Genomic DNA, 18,385 nt, shown 5'->3' on the forward strand with positions numbered 1-18,385 from the left:
TCGTTTCCGGCCCCCTGTTGGAGCGGGGTTTCATCTTCCGGCTTTCGCCTTTCGATGTCCCGACTTTATCAGACTCTTTCGTGTCCGATTACCGCCGGGGTTTTGCCTCTATGAATAGCGACACGAAAGGCCACTCAGAAAGTTATTTCTGAGAGATGCGATGCGATCGATAGTCTTTCGAAGCGGGCTAGATCCTAGCCGCTGGCCCCTGAACATGTCCAGTTCGTGGCAACTGCTCAAATCTACCTCCCCACGCCACCCGTGTCAACAGGCGTCTTGGGGCGAACAGGAGACTAGCAGGTCAGCCGCCCCGGTTGCACATCGCCGACGTGGGCCGTCCGGGTCATGCCGCCGTGGGCAGGACGTCACTGCGGTCGGCCTCTTCCAGGTCGCCCGTCTCGCCTGCGAGGGCGGCGCGCCGCCCGATGACGAAGACGTACACGAGGAAGAGCAGCTCCGCGGTGACACCGATGCCGATGCGGGCCCAGGTGGGGAGACCGGAGGGCGTGACGAAGGCTTCCAGGACGCCGGAGACGAAAAGGACGGCGGCCAGGCCGATGGCCATGCCGATGGCCGCCCTGCCTTCCTCGGCAAGGGCCGTGCGGCGGAGACGGGGGCCGGGGTCGATGACGGTCCAGCCGAGGTGGAGGCCGGTGCCGGCGGCGACGAAGACGGCGGTCAGTTCGAGGAGGCCGTGCGGGAGAAGCAGCCCGAGGAAGGTGTCGAGGCGACCCGCGGAGCCCATGAGGCCGAGTCCCAGGCCCAGGTTGAGCATGTTCTCGAACAGGACGTAGAGGACGGGGAGCCCGAGGAGGACGCCGAGGACCAGGCAGTAGCCGGCGGCCATTGCGTTGTTCGTCCAGACCTGGGCGGCGAAGGAGGTGGCGGGGTGACTGGAGTAGTAGGTCTCGTACTCGCCGCCGGGGCGGGTCAGGGCGCGCAGTTCGTCGGGGGCGGCGATGGCCGCCTGGACCTCGGGATGGGTGGCGATCCACCAGGCGATGAGTGCGGCGACCGCGGTGGAGACGAACGCGGTGGGAATCCACCAGTGGCGTGAGCGGTACACCGCGGCGGGGAAGGCGCGGGTGAAGAAGAGGGCCGCGTCACGCCAGCCGGGGGTGCGGGCGCCGGTGACGGCGCTGCGTGCGCGAGCCACCAGGGTGGTGAGGCGTCCGACGAGTGCGGGGTCGGGGGCGCTGGACTGGACGAGGGAGAGGTGGGTGGCGGCTCGTTGGTAGAGGGTGACCAGTTCGTCGGCCTCCTCGCCGGTGAGGCGCCGGTGCAGGTGGAGCAGGGCGTCGAGCCGTTCCCACTCGTGGTGGTGGGCGGCTGCGAAGACGTCGAGGTCCATGGACGCTGCTCCTGGCTGGCCGGGGAGCTCCCAGCTTGGCAGACGAGGCAGACTGGGCGCTGCGGGTCCGGGTGGGCGGGAGGAGGGTTCCCTCATGAGCGAGGCGAGCGCGGCGGGCGGTGCCGGACGGCTGGTGACGGGTGAGGCGGTCGAGCTGGGCTTGCACTCGGCGAAGTTGCCGAGCCGGGCGCTGGCGGCGGCGCTGGACGGGGTCGTGTACATCGGCGGTTATCTGGTCGTGTCGATCGTGCTGATCGTGGCGACGGCGTCGCTGGACGAGGCGGCGGTCCTGGCGGTGTACGTGACCTCGCTGGTGCTGGTGCTGATCGGGGTGCCGATCGCGGTGGAGACGCTGACCCGGGGGCGGTCGTTGGGAAAGCTGGCCTGCGGGTTGCGGGTGGTGCGGGACGACGGCGGGCCGATCCGGTTCCGGCACGCGCTGGTGCGCGGTGCGGTAGGGGTGGTCGAGATCCAGATGTTCCTCGGGGTGATCGCCTGCATCGCCTCGCTGGTGTCGGCGCGTGGTCGGCGGATCGGGGACGTGTTCGCGGGGACGCTGGTGGTGCGGGAGCGGATTCCGGTGCCGCGGTCGTCGCGGCCGCTGCCGCCCGCGCCGCCGTGGCTGGCGGAGCAGTTGACGGGTGTGGACCTGTCGGGGGTGCCGGAGGGGCTGTGGCTGGCGGTGCGGCAGTACCTGTCGCGGGTGCACCAGCTGGATCCGCAGGTGGGCTGGTCGATGGCGGAGCGGCTCGCGGGGGATGTCGTGGCGTGCACGGGGGCGCCGGTGCCGGAGGGGACTCCGCCGGCGGTGTTCCTCGCGGCGGTGGTGGCGGAGCGGCAGGTGCGGGAGGCGCGCCGGGTGTTCGGCGCGCCGGTGGACAACGGGGTGGAGCCGGGGGATTTGCGGGTCGTGGAGCAGGGGCAGGGCGGGGTGCCCGTGCCGTCGTCGGTGGGCTGGGTGGCGCCCGGCGCGGACGGCGGGGTGCTGGGGGACGCGGTGCCGCCGGTGCGTGGCGGGGAGGGGGCCTCGCGGGCGCCGGTGTCCGGGTCCTCGGCCTCGTCGCCTTCTGCCGAGTCCTCGTCGACGGGCTTCGTGCCGCCGGCCTGAGGGTCGCCGGTCCGCCGGGGGCGTCAGTCCGTCGCGGGAAACCGGGACGGGGGCGACTCGAGATCCTCGAGTTCGATGCCCGGGGCGGAGAGGACGACGTCGCCGGCGATGTGGACGGTGTGCTGTTCACCGGTCTCCAGGTCGTTGACCTGGTATTCGTCCACGAGCAGGGGGTCGTTGTCAGTGGGGTGTGCTTCGCTCTTGATCAGGGTCCACGACTGGTCGAGGGTGCGGGGTGCGAGCACGGGGGGCTGGAATGCGACGAGGCGTACGCGGGTGGCGGGGGAGCCGGGCCGCAGGCGGAGCAGCCGCGCGGTGGCGACGAAGAACGCGGGTGACGCGCCGGTGAAGGCGTGGGCGGGGACGTTGCCCTCCTGAGCGTGTTCGCCGGAGGGGTCGGTGCGGACCCAGGTGAGCCCGTCGAGGGCGGCGCCGCGGACCTGCCAGGCCGCGGCGTGCAGTTCGAGGCGGATGGGGCGGCCGAGTTCGTCGATGGTGAGGTCGACCGAGCCGGCGTGGCCGCCGTCGGGGTGGGTGTTCTGGGCGGTGTAGCGCCAGCCGGTGGGGCCGGTGGCGCAGTGGAAGTGTTCTTCGCCGAGGGGGGTGTGGTCGTGGGTGTCGTGGAACGAGTAGCGGCCGCGGGGCATGGTTCGACCTTACAAAGCGGGCGGCGGCCCGACGGGGCAGGCCCCCGCCGGGGGCGGGGGCCTGCGGGGTGGCTCCTGTGGTGCCTGCGGGGCCGGTGGCGCGCTGGGGCGCGGTCGGCCCGGGTGGCGTCAGTAGCGGTAGTGGTCCGGCTTGTAGGGGCCCTCGACCGGAACTCCGATGTAGGAGGCCTGCTCAGGGCGCAGGGTGGTGAGCTTGACACCGAGGGCGTCGAGGTGGAGCCGGGCGACCTTCTCGTCGAGGTGCTTGGGCAGGACGTAGACGCCGATCGGGTACTCCTCGGGCTTGGTGAACAGCTCGATCTGGGCCAGGGTCTGGTCCGAGAAGGAGTTGGACATCACGAACGAGGGGTGGCCGGTGGCGTTGCCCAGGTTGAGCAGGCGGCCCTCGGACAGCACGATCAGGACCTTGCCGTCGGGGAAGGTCCAGGTGTGGACCTGGGGCTTGACCTCGTCCTTGACGATGCCGGGGATCTTGGCGAGGCCGGCCATGTCGATCTCGTTGTCGAAGTGGCCGATGTTGCCGACGATCGCCTGGTGCTTCATGCGCTGCATGTGCTCGGCGAGGATGATGTCGCGGTTGCCGGTGGTGGTGACGAAGATGTCGGCGATCTCGACGACGTCCTCGAGCACGGTGACCTGGTAGCCGTCCATCGCGGCCTGGAGGGCGTTGATGGGGTCGATCTCGGTGACGATGACACGGGCGCCCTGGCCGCGCAGCGACTCGGCGCAGCCCTTGCCGACGTCGCCGTAGCCGCAGACGACGGCGACCTTGCCGCCGATGAGGACGTCGGTGGCGCGGTTGATGCCGTCGATGAGGGAGTGGCGGCAGCCGTACTTGTTGTCGAACTTCGACTTGGTGACGGCGTCGTTGACGTTGATCGCCGGGAAGAGCAGGGTGCCGTCGCGCTGCATCTCGTACAGGCGGTGGACGCCGGTGGTGGTCTCCTCGGTGACGCCGCGGATCTCGGAGGAGAGCTGGGTCCACTTCTGGGGGTTCTCGCCGAGGGTGCGGTTGAGGAGCAGCAGGATCTGCTCGTACTCCTCGCTGTCGGCGGTGGAGGGGTCGGGGGCCTGGCCGGCCTTCTCGAACTCGACGCCCTTGTGGACGAGGAGGGTGGCGTCGCCACCGTCGTCGAGGATCATGTTCGGGCCGCCGGTGGGCGAGTCGGGCCAGGTGAGGGCCTGCTCCGTGCACCACCAGTACTCGGCGAGGGTCTCGCCCTTCCAGGCGAAGACGGGGATGCCCTGCGGGTTCTCGGGAGTGCCCTCGGGGCCGACGGCGACGGCCGCGGCGGCGTGGTCCTGCGTGGAGAAGATGTTGCAGGATGCCCAGCGGACCTGGGCGCCGAGGGCGGCGAGGGTCTCGATGAGGACGGCGGTCTGCACGGTCATGTGCAGGGAGCCGGTGATGCGGGCGCCGGCCAGCGGCTGGGCGGCCGCGTACTCCTCGCGGATGGCCATCAGGCCGGGCATCTCGTGCTCGGCGAGGGTGATCTCCTTGCGGCCGAAGGTGGCCAGGGAGAGGTCGGCGACCTTGAAGTCGTTGGTGACGGGGGACATGCAGTCTCCTCGTGGGGTGCTTCCAGAACGGACATCGGCTTGACGCTGCGGGGCGGGGGACGGCATGCGGACATACGTCTCCCTCGACCGCAGCTCAGCCCGTCGGAGGCCCTCTCTCCCTCGGCCGGTCCGTCTCCGGACCGCCCGACCGCCATCAGCAGCGACGTCTGGCTAGGGACGAATCTACACCGAGTGGCCGGGCGCGTCCGGAAGGTGTGTGGAGGTCGTGTGAAGTGGGTCAGTCCGCCGCGGGGGCGGCCGGCTGCTCGCGGTAGATGTCCGGTTCGAGGTAGATGACGCGGGCGATGGGCTCGGCCTCGCGGATGCGGGCCTCGGCGGCATCGATGGCGCGGGCCACCTCGGTGGCGTCGTCGTCGTGCTGGACGGCGATCTTGGCGGCGACGAGGAGTTCGTCGGGGCCGAGGTGGAGGGTGCGCATGTGGATCAGGCGGGTGACGGTGTCGCCGTCGACGATGGCCTCGCGGATGCGGGCGACGACCTCGGGGCCGGCCGCCTCGCCGAGGAGCAGCGACTTGGTCTCGGAGGCGAGGACGAGGGCGATGACGACGAGGAGGGCGCCGATGCAGAGGGTGCCGATGCCGTCCCAGACGCCGTCGCCGGTGAGCAGGGACAGGCCGACGCCACCAAGGGCGAGCACGAGGCCGACGAGCGCGCCGAAGTCCTCGAGGAGGACGACGGGGAGCTCGGGGGCCTTGGCGGTGCGGACGAACTGGCGCCAGGTCTGCTTGCCGCGCAGCTCGTTGGATTCCTTTATGGCGGTGCGGAAGGAGAAGCCCTCGGCGATGATCGCGAAGACCAGGACGCCGATGGGCCAGTACCAGGCCTCGATCTCGTGGGGGTGCTGGACCTTCTCGTAGCCCTCGTAGAGGGCGAAGACACCGCCGATGGTGAACAGCACGATGGAGACGAGGAAGCCGTAGATGTACCGCTCACGGCCGTAGCCGAAGGGGTGTTCCTCAGTGGCCTTCTTCTGGGCCTTCTTGCCGCCCAGCAGGAGCAGCGCCTGGTTGCCGGAGTCGGCCACCGAGTGCACGCCTTCGGCGAGCATCGACGAGGAGCCGCTGAAGGCGAACGCCACGAACTTGCTCACCGCGATGGCGAGGTTGGCGCCCAATGCGGCGACGATCGCCTTGGTTCCGCCTGACGCGCTCATAGGTGCTGATGATCCCTTCCGTCGGCCCTGGTCTTTGCCCGGCCTTTAACTGCGTTACGGCGCGACATTCTTGCAGGCCGTGCTTCGCCTGGTGCGTCAGGCCACCACGGTGGCCCGGAAGACAGTTCCCTCACCGGTGAGTTCGACTTGTTCACCTGCGTGGACGTAGGCGGACTGGCCGCGGGTCAGGGTGAGTTCCGGGGCGGCCGGGTCGCCGGGCGTGCGCACGGTGGCGGTGCCTTCGGTGCAGAGCAGGATCTGGGCGGTGCGGTCGTCCGGGGTGCGGGGGGCGGCACCGGCGGCGAGCGAGTAGCGGGAGAGCCGGAACTCGTCGATGGGGGTGCCGTAGAGCTCCTCGCCGTCGGGCGACGCCTGGGGGCGCAGGACACCCGCGTCGGCCGCCTGGAAGCGGACGATGCGCAGCAGTTCGGGGATGTCGACGTGCTTGGGGGTGAGGCCGCAGCGCAGGACGTTGTCGGAGTTGGCCATGATCTCGACGCCGAGGCCGCTGAGGTAGGCGTGGGGTATGCCGGCACCGAGGAAGAGCGCCTCGCCGGGCTGGAGGCGGACGTGGTTGAGGAGCATGGCCGCGATGACGCCGGGGTCGCCGGGGTAGGCGTGGGCGATGGCGGCGTAGGCGGCGTACGCGTCGGCGTGCGGTCCGCCCTCGGTGGCGAGGCGGGCGGCGGCCTCGGCGGCGTCGTCCACGATGCCGGCCATGGCGTCGCGTTCGGCGCCGAGCACGGCGGTGAGGACCTCGCGGAGCGCGGCCTCCTCGGGGTGGGCGCGCAGAATGTCGGCGTACGGCTTGAGGGAGTCGACGCCGAGGCCGGAGAGGAGGGCCGCGGTCTCCTCGGGGTGGCGGAAGCCGCACAGTCCCTCGAAGGGGGTGAGCGCGACGATCATCTCCGGCTTGTGGTTGGCGTCCTTGTAGTTGCGGTGCGGGGCGTCGACGGGGATGCCGCGGGCCTCCTCGTCGGCGAAGCCGGCGGCGGCCTGGGCGAGGTCGGGGTGCACCTGCAGGGAGAGGGGGGAGCCGGCGGCGAGGAGCTTGAGCAGGAAGGGCAGCCGAGGGCCGAAGCGTTCGACGGCGGGGGCGCCGAGTTCGCCCCGGGGGTCGGCGGCGATCACCTGGTCGAGCGGGACCGGACCGTTGCCGCGGTCGATGCGGGAGGGGGCGCCGGGGTGGGCGCCCATCCACAGTTCGGCCTGCGGCTCGCCCGTGGGGGTGGTGCCGAGCAGTTCGGGGATGGCGGTGGTGGATCCCCAGGCGTACGGGCGGATGGTGTTGGTCAGGCGGTCCATGCGGTCATGATCTCCCGGTGGAGGTGATGGCGAGGTAAACCGAGGCGAAATCCGTGACGGCGAGGAGTTCGACGGCGGATTCCAGGTCGCCGCCCTCGGCGGGGGCGAGTTCGCTCAGCGGGGTGTCGTGGGTCGTGGCCAGCTCGCGGGCGAGCGGTGCGGAGCTCGCGGCGCCGTTGCCGGGCCGGTGCAGGAGCACGACGCGCAGGCGCAGGTCCTCGGGCTCGTCGACGCGGTCGCGGAAGAAGTCCTCGGGGTCGAGGGCGCCGGCCAGGGAGCCGGCGAGCAGCGCGCCGTGGGTGTCGAGCGCCTCGGGGAGTTCGCCGTGCAGGGCGGGCCGTCCGGCGCGGGCGGCGATGGCCGCGGCGAAGCGCCGGGCGGCGACGGCGGCGACCGGCCCGTCGCTCCACATCACCGGCAGGGCCTCGGCGAGTTCGGAGGCCAGTGCCTTGGCGGGGTTGCTGTAGGTGGCCGTGGCCGGGCCGCAGCGGGCGGCGACGTCGTCGAGGCGGTCGGCGACGCGCTCGATGGCGTCCGGCGGGGCGGCGAGCAGGCCGATGCGGTCGCCGAGGGCGAGCAGCGGGGTGAGCAGCGCCCAGAAGGCGCCGAGGTCCTCGGCGGGATCGGCGGCCTCGCCCAGGACGCCCGCGACGGAGGCCGGGTCGGGCGCGGGGGCGTAGGGCAGGACCATGCCCCGTACCTGCTGGATCGCCTCGGCGATGGGTGAGCCGGCGGGGACGACGGCGGCGGCGGTGCAGCCGCGGCGGTAGGCCTGTTCGATGAGGTCGGCCAGGCCCGCCTCGGTGCCGGCGGGGCTGGCGATGAGCAGCAGGTCCATGGGGCCGGCCCAGCCGGGGAGGGTCCACCGCAGGTCGTACGGGGCGGGCCCGGCGGGGTGCAGGGGCAGCACGGGCCCGCTGCCGTTGCCGAGGGCGGCCAGCAGTTCGGCGACGGCGGCGACGGCGACCGCGCCGGGGCCCGCGACGAGGACGCTGCGGGGGCGGCCGTCGGGTTTGAGTTCGCCGACGCCTGCCTCCTGGGCGAGGCGGGCGGCGGTGCGGACGCGGGCGCCGGCGGCCGCAACGCCGAGGAGGAGGCCGCGGGTGTCGGCGCGGGCGAGGGCGTCGGGGTCGTCGAGCAGCGTCTCGTCCAACATCGGGGAGTCCTCCGGTCCGGTCCGGTCGTGTCGGGTGTCGCGGGGCGCCGGGTCGCGTTTACGCGGGGCGGCGGGCCTCGTCGACGAGGAGGACGGGGATGTCGTCGCGCACGGGGTAGGCCAGGCCGCAGTCGGCCGAGGTGCAGGTGAGCTCGGTGGCCTCGACGTCCTCGCGCAGGGGCGCGTGGCAGGCGGGGCAGGCGAGGATCTCCAGGAGGCTGGCTTCGACGAGCGGCATGGGTGGCATCTCCCCTGTGGTCGGGTGGTCGTCGTGGTTTCCGGGCGTCCGCCGTGTGCGGGCGGGCGCGGCCGGACCGGCGGATTCAGCCTATCGCCGGGGGGCCGGGCCCGCGTGACCGTGTCGGGTGCCCGGGCCCCCGCCGGAGGAGGCGCTGCGGTGAGGTGCGGCGCTGCCTCCTGCGGTGCCTGCTCGGCGGCGCCTGCTCCGGCGGGGGACGCCGTCAGCCGCGGACGAGGGCGAGGACCTCGTCGCGGACGCCGGCCATGAGCTCGGTGTCGCGGGCCTCCACGTTGAGGCGCAGCAGCGGCTCGGTGTTGGAGGGGCGGAGGTTGAACCACCAGCCGTCACCGGTGACCGTGAGCCCGTCGAGCTCGTCGACGCCGGTGCCCGGGCGGTCGGCGAAGGCGGCGCGGACGGCTGCGGTCCGGCCGGCCTGGTCGTCGACGGCGGTGTTGATCTCACCGGAGGCGGCGTAGCGGTCGTACTCGGCGACGAGCGCGGACAGCGGGCCGTCCTGGCCGCCGAGGGCGGCGAGGACGTGCAGCGCGGCGAGCATGCCGGTGTCGGCGTTCCAGAAGTCGCGGAAGTAGTAGTGCGCGGAGTGCTCGCCGCCGAAGACGGCGCCGGTGCGGGCCATCTCCTGCTTGATGAAGGAGTGGCCGACGCGGGTGCGGACGGGCGTCCCGCCGTGCTCCTTGACGACCTCGGGCACGGTCCACGAGGTGATCAGGTTGTGGATGACGGTGGAGCCCGGGTGCTTGGCCAGTTCGCGGGCTGCGACCAGGGCGGTGATCGCGGACGGGGAGACGGGCTCGCCGCGCTCGTCGACGACGAAGCAGCGGTCGGCGTCGCCGTCGAAGGCGATGCCGATGTCGGCGCCGGTCTCGCGCACCTTCTCCTGCAGGTCGACGATGTTCTTGGGGTCGAGGGGGTTGGCCTCGTGGTTGGGGAAGGTGCCGTCGAGCTCGAAGTACATCGGGACGAGGTCGATGGGCAGCCCGTCGAAGACGGTGGGGACCGTGTGCCCGCCCATGCCGTTGCCGGCGTCGACGACGACCTTGAGGTGCCGGATGGAGCTCAGGTCGACCAGGGTGCGCAGGTGGGCGGCGTAGTCGGCGAGCATGTCCCGCCGGGTGACCTCGCCGGGGGTGGCGTCGCTCGCCGGCAGGCCGGTCTCGGACCACTGCTCGACGAGTTCGCGGATCTCGGCAAGGCCGGTGTCCTGGCCGACGGGGGCGGCGCCGGCGCGGCACATCTTGATGCCGTTGTACCGGGCCGGGTTGTGGCTGGCGGTGAACATCGCGCCGGGCAGGCCCAGCTTGCCGCTGGCGAAGTACAGCTGGTCGGTGGAGCAGAGGCCGATCTCGGTGACCTTCGCGCCGCGTGAGGCCGCGCCGCGGGCGAAGGCCCGGGACAGGCCGGGCGAGGAGGGCCGCATGTCGTGGCCCGTCACGATCGCGTCGGCGCCGGTCACGGTCACGAATGCCGCGCCGAAGAGTTCGGCGAGCGGCTCGCCCCATTGGTCGGGGACGACTCCGCGGACGTCGTACGCCTTCACGAGCTGGGAGAGGTCGGTCACCGCATGTGCTCCGCTCTGGAATCCGTTGCCGGTGGATGGATCGTGGCAAGAGCCAACCTACCGGGCGGATCCGAACGAGCCATGAGGAGCCCGGTCACGCGTGAGGGCGCGGGGCAGAGCGGGCCGGGGAGGGCCGGGACGGGAGGGCCGGAATGGGCCGGGGAGGGCCGGGGAGGGCCGGTCAGGAGTCCGGTGAGCGCAGGACGCGCAGATGCCCGCGCCGGGCGATCTCCATGGGGTCCGCGCCGCGGCCGTTGGTGCCGTTGCCCTCGCGTTCCTGGGGGCGGGCGGCCTCGCGCACGGCGTTGGCGAGCGCTTCGAGGTCGTCGCCGCTGGGGCGGGTGGGGCCGGTGTCCGTGGCAAGTCGTACGACCTCCCAGCCGCGGGGGGCGGTGAGGCGCTCGGAGTGCTCGGAGCACAGGTCGTAGCAGTGGGGTTCGGCGTAGGTGGCGAGCGGTCCGAGGACGGCGGTGGAGTCCGCGTAGACGTACGTCAGCGTCGCGACGGCGGGACGGCCACACGCGGTGCGCGAACAGCGACGTACAAGGCTCACGACGTTGGACGGTACCGCACTCTTGAGCGGGCCGCGACGACTCCCCAGGAGCTCACCCCGTCGTGTCGTCCGGGTTGGCCGGGAAGGTCCGACCTGCGCCCAACGCGCCTGACCTGCAAAGGGCCGGAAATGCATGGGCGCCCCTCAGAGGGCACCGATCACCAAACGCCGCAAATGCTGGCAATTACGATCGGCGAAGCGGTCAGGAGACGGGAATCGCACGGGCGCCAGGGGTGCGCGACCGTACATTCCGCGACATCACCGGGGATGTCCGGTCCTCGTCCCCCGTGGTGGTGGCAGCGGTCACGGAGCCGCATACCCGGGGCTTCCGAAGGCTACTCTCAGAGGTGATGGACACCCCTTCGCCCGCACCGCGCCAGCGCCGCCGCGACCGACACGGCCGCGGCATGCGCGGCCCCATCGCGCCCCCGCAGGTGCCGCTGGCGCGCTCCCGCGCCGACGCCTTCGACGACCTGGTGCGGGACGCCGCGGACCGGCTCGAGCGGCGCTGGCCGCAGCTGGCGGAGGTGGAGTTCGCGGTGCAGGAGGTGCCCTGGCCGGTGGACGGCGCCGACGGCGCCGCGCCCGACGGCCGGTTCGACGACGGGGTGCCGCTGGGGCGGCTCATCGGCGGGCACAAGGGCAACCCGCACCGCATCGTGGTGTACCGGCGGCCGGTGGAGATCCGGGCCAAGAGCCGCGAGGAGCGGGCCCTGCTGGTGCACGACGTGGTCGTGGAGCAGGTGGCGGAGCTGCTGGGGCTGTCGCCGGAGAACGTCGACCCCCGGTACGGGGAGGGTTAGCCCTCCCCGTACCTGCGCGGGCCCGCGGGCAGTGGGCCGCGGGCAGTGGGCCGCGGGCCGTCAGCGGTTCAGGATGGACAGGTCCTCTTCCGACTTCGGGACCGCGACCAGGCCGCGGTCGTCCGGCATCGCCTGGATGGTGAACATGGGCACGCCCCCCTCCGGCAGGGCGAGCATCCGGGAGGCGTAGACGGGGCCGCCCGAGGCGGGTTCGACCGTGACGGCGAAGGCGCCCTTGCCCTCCGAGGGGGCGGGCGGCGACAGGACGACCGTCGTGCCGCGCTTGACCGGGACGTTCTTGGTGACGGGTTCGCCGCCCTTCGTCGAGGCGGAGGTGACCACGCGCACCGTGGCGTCGCCCTCCGGCGCGGTGAGGGCGAGCGTCGAGCCCTTGGTGCGGTTGTCGGCGGCGCTGGCGCGGTCGCCGACGGGGGCGGCGGCGGGCAGGAACGCGGTCTCCTGGTTGGCTCCCTTGCCTCGGGTGATCCGCAGGGCGGCGACCACCGGGGCCTGGTCGGAGGGGTCGGTCGGGGTGAGGATCAGTGAGCCGGCCTCGCCCTTGGTGACGTCGCCGAGGTCGACGGCGGTGGTCATACCGCTCTTGACGTGGACGGTCTCGTGCCCGGCGGGGGTGATCTCACCGCCCGAGGAGGCGAGCCGCAGCTTGAGGTCGGCGTCGCTGTCGCCGGTCGCGTAGACCACCAGGCGCACGTCGGAGGCGTCGCCGGGAATGCCGGGCATGACGGCCTCCGCGGCGGGGTCGGTGGAGGCGGGCAGCCAGTCGCCGCCGGCCTTGGCGTCCTCGGCCTCCACGGTGGCGCCGGCCCGGCCGCTGCGGGCGCTGACGTGCAGGGTGAGGGCGTCGGACTTCTCCGTGGTGAGCGTGGAGAGCAGGACCGGGACGGTGGCGCCCGGCGGCACCGTGATGCCGTCGGTGGTGGTGGTCTTGACCTCGCCCTTGTCGCCGTACAGCTCGAGGTCGATGACGGCGGAGGTGTCATCGGGGTTGGTCAGGTGGACGTAGTCCTGCCGGTCGGCGCCGGTGCTGACGCCGGGGAACCAGAACTCGCTGTCCGGCACTGCGCAGGAGACGCCGAGGAGCGCCCGGGCCGGGCCCGCGTCGACCACCGTGGTCTGCTGCACGGTCCAGCCGGGGGCGAGCGCCCCGTCGGCGGTGCCGATGAGGGCGGGGGCGTCGGCGACCTCGGTGACCGCGGTGACCGGTTTGCCGGCCTCCTTCAGCGGCGCGACCGGCTTGCGCTTGGCGGCGGCCTTGCCGTCCTGGCCGGCGGCGGGCAGCAGGGCGGCGGTGCCGCCCGAGCCGGCGGAGTCGCCCTTGGGCGTGAAGGCGGTGTACGTGGTCGAGGCGAAGTCCGAGTCCGACGGCGCCGGGCAGGCCAGCGTGGACCGCTCGACGGGCAGCCGCGCCGCGCTCACGGCGGGCGCCGCGTCCGGGGTGCCCGCGCCGGTGACGGTGGCGACGCCGGCCACCGCGGCCAGGGCTGCGGTGACGCCGATCAGGGAGAGGGTGCTGCGGTTCACTGCTGGTTGCTCCCGTCGCGGCGGTAGCCGTCCGTGTCGTACGCGTCCGTGTCATAGGTGCCGTAGGGGGTGTACGAGGCGTCGTAGGCCTGCGGCTGCTGCGGCTGCTGCTCGTAACCCTGCCGGTCGTAGCCGGGCTGCTGGGGCTGCTGTCCGTAGCCGTACGGGTCGTAGACCGGCTCCTGCGGCTGGGCGGGCTGCTCGTGGCCGTAGGTGCTGGTGTACTCCGCGGCCCACTGCTCCTGGCCGTACGGGTCGCCCTCCTGGGGCGCGGCGTACGGGTCGTACTCGGCGTACTGCGCGTACTCGGCCTGCTCCTGGTGCGCGGGCTCGGCGGCCTCGGGCTCGGCGAGGGCGTCGTCCGCCTCCCCCTCGGCCTCGGCGGCGGCCCGCAGCCGGCGGGCGCGGCGGCCGTCGCCGCCCTGCGCCGGGATGCCGGCGGCCGCGGCCGCGGACACGGGCACGGGTTCCGCGTCGGGCAGGTCGTCGTCGACCTCGCGGCGCCGGCCCGGCAGGGCCATCACGACGAGCACCAGGCCGAGGAAGCCCTGGGCCCACAGCCACACGGTGTGCGTGAACGGGTCGTCGTAGACGAGGTCGAGCCGGCCGCCGCTGCTGGGCAGCCGGAAGCCCTGGGCCCAGCCATCGACGGTGGTGGCGGGGAGCTCCTTGCCGTCGAGGGTGGCGGTCCAGCCGGGAGCGGCGCGGTCGGCGATGCGCAGCACGCGGCCGTCGGGGCCCGCCGGGACGGTGGTGTGGGCCTCGACCTTGCCGGAGGCGACGGTCACGGGGCCGGCGGAGCCGTCGGCGTCCTCGCCGGAGCCGCTGTCCTGGCCGGAGCCGGTGCCGGTACCGCTGCCGGAGGGCTCGACGATCGTGATGCGCGCGACGTCGTCGTCCACCCGCCACAGTGCGCTGCCGTCGGCCTGGCTGAGCCGGGACAGGCCCGGGGTGCTGTCGAGGGTGCGGCTGACCTCGCGCGGGGCCCCGCGCTGGACCAGGACGTAGCGCACGGCGTAGCCGCCGAGCTGGCTGGCCTGGTCGGCGCCGGAGCCGGCCACGAGGTTGCCGACGATCTTGGCGAGCCGGGCGTCGCCGCCTTCCGCGGCGGCGATCTCGAAGTCGCCGAGGCGGGCGCCGGCGCCGCGGACGAGGGCGTACGAGACGTGGGCGGGCGTGCCCGACAGGACGAGGGTGCGGGCCTGGTCGCGGGTGGTGCTCTCCTCGGCGACGAAAGCGGGCACCTGGGTCGGGTCGCGGCGCTCCAGCGGTCCGTCGGCGCCGCCGGCCATCCAGCCGACGGCGGCGGACAGGGGGGCGAGCACGGCGGCCAGGGCGACGAGCGCGGCGACGGGCTGGCGCCAGCCGAAGCCGGAGGCGGCGAGTCGTTCCTGGGCGCCCTCGGCGCCCACCGCGGCGGCGGCGATCAGCGCGAGGCCGTAGACGAGGGTGGCGGGACCGGCCCAGGCGCTGGTGTTGGCGAGGACCGCGAAGACCAGGCCGGTCAGGGCGCCCACCCAGGCGGTGACGATGGCCGAGCGGCGCTCGCCGCGCACCAGGGCGGCCAGCGCGGCCAGGACGATGCCCGCGAGCAGGAGGCCGCCGGTGGCGCCGGGGCCGCCGGGGTTGATCAGGAGGAGGTCGGTGGCGGTGCCGGACTCGGCGCCGAACGGCAGGCCGGCCTCCTCCAGGAAGCGCTTGGGGTGCGTGAGCAGCCCGACCGACCAGGGCGCGAGCACCACCATGGGGGCGCCGAGGACGGCCACGGCCCGCATGGCCAGCGGGACGACGAGCCGGCCCTGCCCGCGCACGATGCGCGTGGCGATGGCGACACCGACGAGCACCAGCGTGACGAGCCAGGTGATGGGGGTGAACGCGGTGGCGATCGTCAGCAGCAGCGCGACGGCCCAGGCGGCGCGCCAGCCCGGCCGCAGACCGCGCTCGACGGCGTCGCCCGACAACCGCAGTCCCGCGGCGGAGACGGCGGCGCGGGCCAAGAGCGGCAGCAGGATGGCCAGCACGGCGGTGCCGAGCCGGCCGCCGGCGAGGGCGCCGGTGGCGGCGGGCAGGAAGGCGTACGCGACGGCGCCCCAGGCGCGCAGCAGCCGGGAGTCGACCAGCGGCCGCGACACGAAGTAGGCGCTCAGGCCCGCGAGCGGCACCGAGGCGACGAGGAGCACGGTCAGGGCGAGGCCGGTGCTGCCGAGCAGGACGCTCGACAGGGTGGCCACGATCGCGAGGTAGGGCGGCGCGGTCGCGGTGCTGCCGGCGCCGAGGGCGTGCCAGCCGCCGAGGTAGGAGCCCCACAGGTCGGAGGCATCGGCGGGGGCGGGCAGCAACGCGCCGCCGGCCAGGGCGCCGCCGCCGAGGAGGGCACGGCAGGCGATCAGGGAGAAGAGCAGCAGGACGGCGAAGAGCATTGGGGCGGGCTGCCGCGCGACGCGCTTGAGCAGCGCGAACTGCTCGACGTCCATGTATTCGCCGTCGTCGTCGCCACCGCTGGGCCCGGACTCCAGCCCGCCGCCGTGGCGTCCGGCGGAGGAAGCGTCGGCGGCCGCGCGGCCCGACACGTTGCTGACGACCTGCTCGACGGTGGCCCGCACGGTCGCGCCGGGCGGCGGGAAGAGCGGCCGCAGTTCGGAGGGCGGCACGGCGGCCCGGGAGCGCCGGTGGCGGGCGCTGAGGAGGCGGCCGGGGCGCAGCAGGACCGAGAGCAGACCGGTGATCTCGTCGACGGCCTGTCCGGGGACCTTGCCGACGAGGTAGGCGAGGGTGCGTAGCACGGTGCCGAGCACGATGCGCGCGAAGACGTACGGGAGGAGGGCGCCGCGGGTGTTGGCCAGCAGCGTGTAGACGGCCCCCGCCTTGTCGACGCGGTGCGGGTTGACGGCGGAGCGGCCGGCGCAGTCGACGGGCCGGCGCTCGCGGGAGGCCGCCTCGGCGTGCCGCAGGACGGCGTCGGGGGCGACGAGCACGGTGTGACCGGCGGACTGGGCGCGCCAGCAGAAGTCGACGTCGTCGCGCATGAGGGGCAGCCGGCGGTCGAATCCGCCGAGGTCCTCCCACACGTCGCGGCGCACCAGCATGCCCGCGCTGGAGACCGAGAGCACCTGGCGGACCTGGTCGTGCTGGCCCTGGTCCTGCTCGCGGCGCTCCAGGCCGGTCCAGCGGCGGCCGCTGCGGGCGATGGAGACGCCGACCTCCAGCAGCTGGCGCCGGTCGTACCAGCTGCGCAGCTTGGGGCCGATGATCGCGGCGGACGGCGAGGCGTCGGCCACCTTCAGCAGGTTGAGCAGGGCGTCCGGGGCGGGCTCGCAGTCGTCGTGCAGGAGCCACAGCCACTGCACGGGTTCGCCGTGCGGCTGCTCGGGCTGGTCGTAGACGTCGTCGTTCCAGCTGCGGGAGACCGGGTCCCAGCTGCTGCGGCGGGCCAGGTAGGGCAGTTGCTCCGCGGTGAGGGGCTCGGCGGCGCGTACGCACTCGTCGACGGCGGCGCCGAAGCCGTTGCGCCGGGCGAGGTGCAGGACGCGGTGGTCGCCGAGGCTCTCAGCGAGCAGGCGGGCGGAGTCGTCGGCGCTGCCGGTGTCGGCGGCGATCACGTCCTGGACGGGGCGGTCCTGGGAGACCAGACCCGAGAGCGCGTTGGGCAGCCAGCGGGCACCGTCGTGGGCGACGAGCACGGCGGTGACGACGTGGCGCGGGAACTCCGGTGCCTGGGCGGCGTATTGAGTCCCGGCAGAACTGTTCACGGACATCGAGGTTCGGGCCCCGGTTCGCTGGACTTCGGACGACGCCTTGGGCGTCTCGGACGGGCCCCCACACTAACGGTTGCGGGAGCCGGCCCTTCCGGGTCCGGGGCACAAATACCGACGAAGCCTGCCGTGACGGACGCGAACCGGGCGGATGCCTGGCGGGTGCCTGACGGTCTCCTGGCGGCCGCCGGTGCGGATGCCGGGGACGGGCCTAGACGACGCCCTTCTTCAGGCGCCGGCGCTCGCGTTCGGACAGGCCGCCCCAGATGCCGAAGCGCTCGTCGTTGGCGAGGGCGTAGTCGAGGCAGTCGGAGCGGACCTCGCAGGCGAGGCAGACCTTCTTGGCCTCGCGGGTGGAGCCGCCCTTCTCGGGGAAGAAGGACTCGGGATCGGTCTGCGCGCACAGCGCGCGCTCCTGCCACCCGAGCTCTTCGTCGGCCTCTTCGGCCAGCAACAGCTGGAACAGCTCGGTCATGCGCGCCCCTCGTCTGTTTTCGCGTCCCCGTGATGTTGCCGTTACCTGCGACGGTCGAACGACACGAGTGAAATTACAAGTGTGCCGATACGGGCCAGTCAAGCCGAGATCTGCTATTGGGCCCGTTATTCACCCTGCGGAACCAAGGCTTGACAGAAAGTACTCAAATCAGCCCAAACGTCCGCAAACGTCAACCGCGCTCGACGCCCCTGGGGGTGGCGATCACGATGCGATCACGAAAACACAACGACGTTTCACGAGGAGACGTTCCTGCGTACCCGTGTGGTTGCGTCGGCACATTTCCTGGGTGTTCTGCGCACAAACCTTTCACCATGCTGAATAGCCGGATCAGGTGAAAGATTTGCGACAAACCCGACATGAAGTTGACAGGCTCACCGAGGACCCGGTGTGCTAGAGCGCATGCCAGTGACCCGCGCGCCTGTCCGGAACCGCCGCCTCGGCGAGTTCCGTCGTGCCGTGGAAGCTCACTGTCGCTGTTCCAGCTGTTGCCGCTGAAGGACTCCTCCCAGCCCGCACAGCCTCATGCGCATGCCTGACGCTCCTCACTTCCGTAGGAACTCCCGCACCCATGAACAGCGACGTCTCGATCGCCGGCGATCCTCTCGCCATCCCTCACCTCCTTCCGCCCGCTCCCGCCTACCCCGTGACCGTCGCGGAATTCGCCGGACTCGCCCGCAAGATCGCGGCCGACCGCGCCCGTTGGGCGCAGCGGGTCCGCTACGACGCCACCACGCGCTGGTACGACCGCCTGGAGACCGGACCGGGCTACGAGGTCTGGCTGCTCAGCTGGGTGCCCGGCCAGGGCAGCGGGCTGCACGACCACGGCCGCTCCTCGGGCGTGCTGACCGTCCTGGAGGGCGAACTCACCGAACGCGCCCTCGGCGGCAACGGCGAGACCCGTCGTTCACTCCTGCCGGGCCACCAGCGCGCCTTCGCGCCCGGCTACGTCCACGAGGTGGTCAACGACTGTCTGGAGGGCGCGGTCAGCCTGCACGTCTACTTCCCGGGCCTGACGGAGATGACCCCCTACGCCTGCACCTCCGGGAGGCCGGCGGCCGAGGGGACGTTCGCCGGCTGACGCGGCGGGCTGACAGACT

General features: G+C 73.0%; 15 protein-coding genes. 3 read left to right on the forward strand and 12 right to left on the reverse strand.

All coding sequences use genetic code 11. The features are described from left to right. Positions 1 to 343 precede the first annotated feature (343 nt). Positions 344 to 1,351: a stage II sporulation protein M gene (locus tag AC3EUJ_RS32280; RefSeq protein ID WP_431967685.1), complete on the reverse strand. Its 1,008-nt coding sequence runs from the start codon at positions 1,349 to 1,351 to the stop codon at positions 344 to 346. 94 nt (positions 1,352 to 1,445) lie between these two features. On the opposite strand from AC3EUJ_RS32280, the gene AC3EUJ_RS32285 reads away from it, so the two are divergent. After that, positions 1,446 to 2,459: an RDD family protein gene (locus AC3EUJ_RS32285; RefSeq protein WP_431967687.1), complete on the forward strand. Its 1,014-nt coding sequence runs from the start codon at positions 1,446 to 1,448 to the stop codon at positions 2,457 to 2,459. A gap of 23 nt (positions 2,460 to 2,482) precedes the next feature. On the opposite strand, the gene AC3EUJ_RS32290 is transcribed toward AC3EUJ_RS32285, so the two are convergent. The 8 genes from AC3EUJ_RS32290 to AC3EUJ_RS32325 form a co-directional block, all read right to left on the reverse strand. Further along, complete coding sequence (locus AC3EUJ_RS32290; RefSeq protein ID WP_431967689.1) at positions 2,483 to 3,106, reverse strand: hypothetical protein; 624 nt, start codon at positions 3,104 to 3,106, stop codon at positions 2,483 to 2,485. Positions 3,107 to 3,235: 129 nt separating this feature from the next. After that, positions 3,236 to 4,687, reverse strand: a complete 1,452-nt coding sequence (ahcY, locus tag AC3EUJ_RS32295; protein WP_431967691.1) for an adenosylhomocysteinase — start codon at positions 4,685 to 4,687, stop codon at positions 3,236 to 3,238. Positions 4,688 to 4,925: 238 nt separating this feature from the next. Then, positions 4,926 to 5,861, reverse strand: a complete 936-nt coding sequence (locus tag AC3EUJ_RS32300; protein WP_431967693.1) for a cation diffusion facilitator family transporter — start codon at positions 5,859 to 5,861, stop codon at positions 4,926 to 4,928. A 96-nt stretch (positions 5,862 to 5,957) separates the two neighbouring features. Beyond that, positions 5,958 to 7,166: a mannose-6-phosphate isomerase, class I gene (gene manA / locus AC3EUJ_RS32305; RefSeq protein WP_431967695.1), complete on the reverse strand. Its 1,209-nt coding sequence runs from the start codon at positions 7,164 to 7,166 to the stop codon at positions 5,958 to 5,960. Positions 7,167 to 7,170: 4 nt separating this feature from the next. Then, positions 7,171 to 8,322, reverse strand: coding sequence for an SIS domain-containing protein (locus tag AC3EUJ_RS32310; protein ID WP_431967697.1), 1,152 nt, complete (start codon positions 8,320 to 8,322; stop codon positions 7,171 to 7,173). 58 nt (positions 8,323 to 8,380) lie between these two features. Beyond that, a complete protein-coding gene (locus AC3EUJ_RS32315; RefSeq protein WP_431967699.1) occupies positions 8,381 to 8,560 on the reverse strand; it encodes a Trm112 family protein in 180 nt (59 codons plus the stop codon). A 223-nt stretch (positions 8,561 to 8,783) separates the two neighbouring features. Then, entirely contained in the window at positions 8,784 to 10,142 is a 1,359-nt protein-coding gene (locus AC3EUJ_RS32320) for a phosphomannomutase/phosphoglucomutase (RefSeq protein ID WP_431967701.1), read from the reverse strand. Positions 10,143 to 10,323: 181 nt separating this feature from the next. After that, positions 10,324 to 10,743, reverse strand: coding sequence for a DUF3499 domain-containing protein (locus AC3EUJ_RS32325; RefSeq protein WP_431967744.1), 420 nt, complete (start codon positions 10,741 to 10,743; stop codon positions 10,324 to 10,326). A 302-nt stretch (positions 10,744 to 11,045) separates the two neighbouring features. Between AC3EUJ_RS32325 and AC3EUJ_RS32330 the strand changes: the two genes are divergently transcribed. Continuing rightward, a complete protein-coding gene (locus AC3EUJ_RS32330; protein WP_431967703.1) occupies positions 11,046 to 11,498 on the forward strand; it encodes a metallopeptidase family protein in 453 nt (150 codons plus the stop codon). Positions 11,499 to 11,558: 60 nt separating this feature from the next. Here AC3EUJ_RS32330 and AC3EUJ_RS32335 read toward each other — a convergent pair whose 3' ends face one another. The 3 genes from AC3EUJ_RS32335 to AC3EUJ_RS32345 all read right to left on the reverse strand — a co-directional run bounded on the left by AC3EUJ_RS32335 (position 11,559) and on the right by AC3EUJ_RS32345 (position 17,267). Then, positions 11,559 to 13,040 (reverse strand): DUF5719 family protein, encoded by a 1,482-nt coding sequence (locus tag AC3EUJ_RS32335; protein ID WP_431967706.1) that lies wholly within the window; start codon positions 13,038 to 13,040, stop codon positions 11,559 to 11,561. Further along, positions 13,037 to 16,795 (reverse strand): glycosyltransferase, encoded by a 3,759-nt coding sequence (locus AC3EUJ_RS32340; RefSeq protein WP_431967708.1) that lies wholly within the window; start codon positions 16,793 to 16,795, stop codon positions 13,037 to 13,039. Before AC3EUJ_RS32340 ends, AC3EUJ_RS32335 begins: the two co-directional genes overlap by 4 nt. A gap of 208 nt (positions 16,796 to 17,003) precedes the next feature. Further along, the gene (locus tag AC3EUJ_RS32345; protein WP_018559705.1) at positions 17,004 to 17,267 is read right to left on the reverse strand and encodes a WhiB family transcriptional regulator; all 264 of its coding nucleotides are present in this window, start codon (positions 17,265 to 17,267) and stop codon (positions 17,004 to 17,006) included. A gap of 589 nt (positions 17,268 to 17,856) precedes the next feature. Here AC3EUJ_RS32345 and AC3EUJ_RS32350 point away from each other — a divergent pair. Further along, positions 17,857 to 18,366 (forward strand): cysteine dioxygenase, encoded by a 510-nt coding sequence (locus AC3EUJ_RS32350; RefSeq protein ID WP_431967710.1) that lies wholly within the window; start codon positions 17,857 to 17,859, stop codon positions 18,364 to 18,366. Positions 18,367 to 18,385 lie beyond the last annotated feature (19 nt).

Source organism: Actinacidiphila sp. bgisy160, from assembly GCF_057707815.1.

What these genes read in the sequence shown, in the direction of transcription:
- AC3EUJ_RS32280 (WP_431967685.1), bottom strand. Translation starts at nt 1,351, where the DNA reads ATGGACCTCGACGTCTTCGCAGCCGCCCACCACCACGAGTGGGAACGG.
- AC3EUJ_RS32285 (WP_431967687.1), top strand. Translation starts at nt 1,446, where the DNA reads ATGAGCGAGGCGAGCGCGGCGGGCGGTGCCGGACGGCTGGTGACGGGT.
- AC3EUJ_RS32290 (WP_431967689.1), bottom strand. Translation starts at nt 3,106, where the DNA reads ATGCCCCGCGGCCGCTACTCGTTCCACGACACCCACGACCACACCCCC.
- ahcY (WP_431967691.1), bottom strand. Translation starts at nt 4,687, where the DNA reads ATGTCCCCCGTCACCAACGACTTCAAGGTCGCCGACCTCTCCCTGGCC.
- AC3EUJ_RS32300 (WP_431967693.1), bottom strand. Translation starts at nt 5,861, where the DNA reads ATGAGCGCGTCAGGCGGAACCAAGGCGATCGTCGCCGCATTGGGCGCC.
- manA (WP_431967695.1), bottom strand. Translation starts at nt 7,166, where the DNA reads ATGGACCGCCTGACCAACACCATCCGCCCGTACGCCTGGGGATCCACC.
- AC3EUJ_RS32310 (WP_431967697.1), bottom strand. Translation starts at nt 8,322, where the DNA reads ATGTTGGACGAGACGCTGCTCGACGACCCCGACGCCCTCGCCCGCGCC.
- AC3EUJ_RS32315 (WP_431967699.1), bottom strand. Translation starts at nt 8,560, where the DNA reads ATGCCGCTCGTCGAAGCCAGCCTCCTGGAGATCCTCGCCTGCCCCGCC.
- AC3EUJ_RS32330 (WP_431967703.1), top strand. Translation starts at nt 11,046, where the DNA reads ATGGACACCCCTTCGCCCGCACCGCGCCAGCGCCGCCGCGACCGACAC.
- AC3EUJ_RS32340 (WP_431967708.1), bottom strand. Translation starts at nt 16,795, where the DNA reads ATGTCCGTGAACAGTTCTGCCGGGACTCAATACGCCGCCCAGGCACCG.
- AC3EUJ_RS32345 (WP_018559705.1), bottom strand. Translation starts at nt 17,267, where the DNA reads ATGACCGAGCTGTTCCAGCTGTTGCTGGCCGAAGAGGCCGACGAAGAG.
- AC3EUJ_RS32350 (WP_431967710.1), top strand. Translation starts at nt 17,857, where the DNA reads ATGAACAGCGACGTCTCGATCGCCGGCGATCCTCTCGCCATCCCTCAC.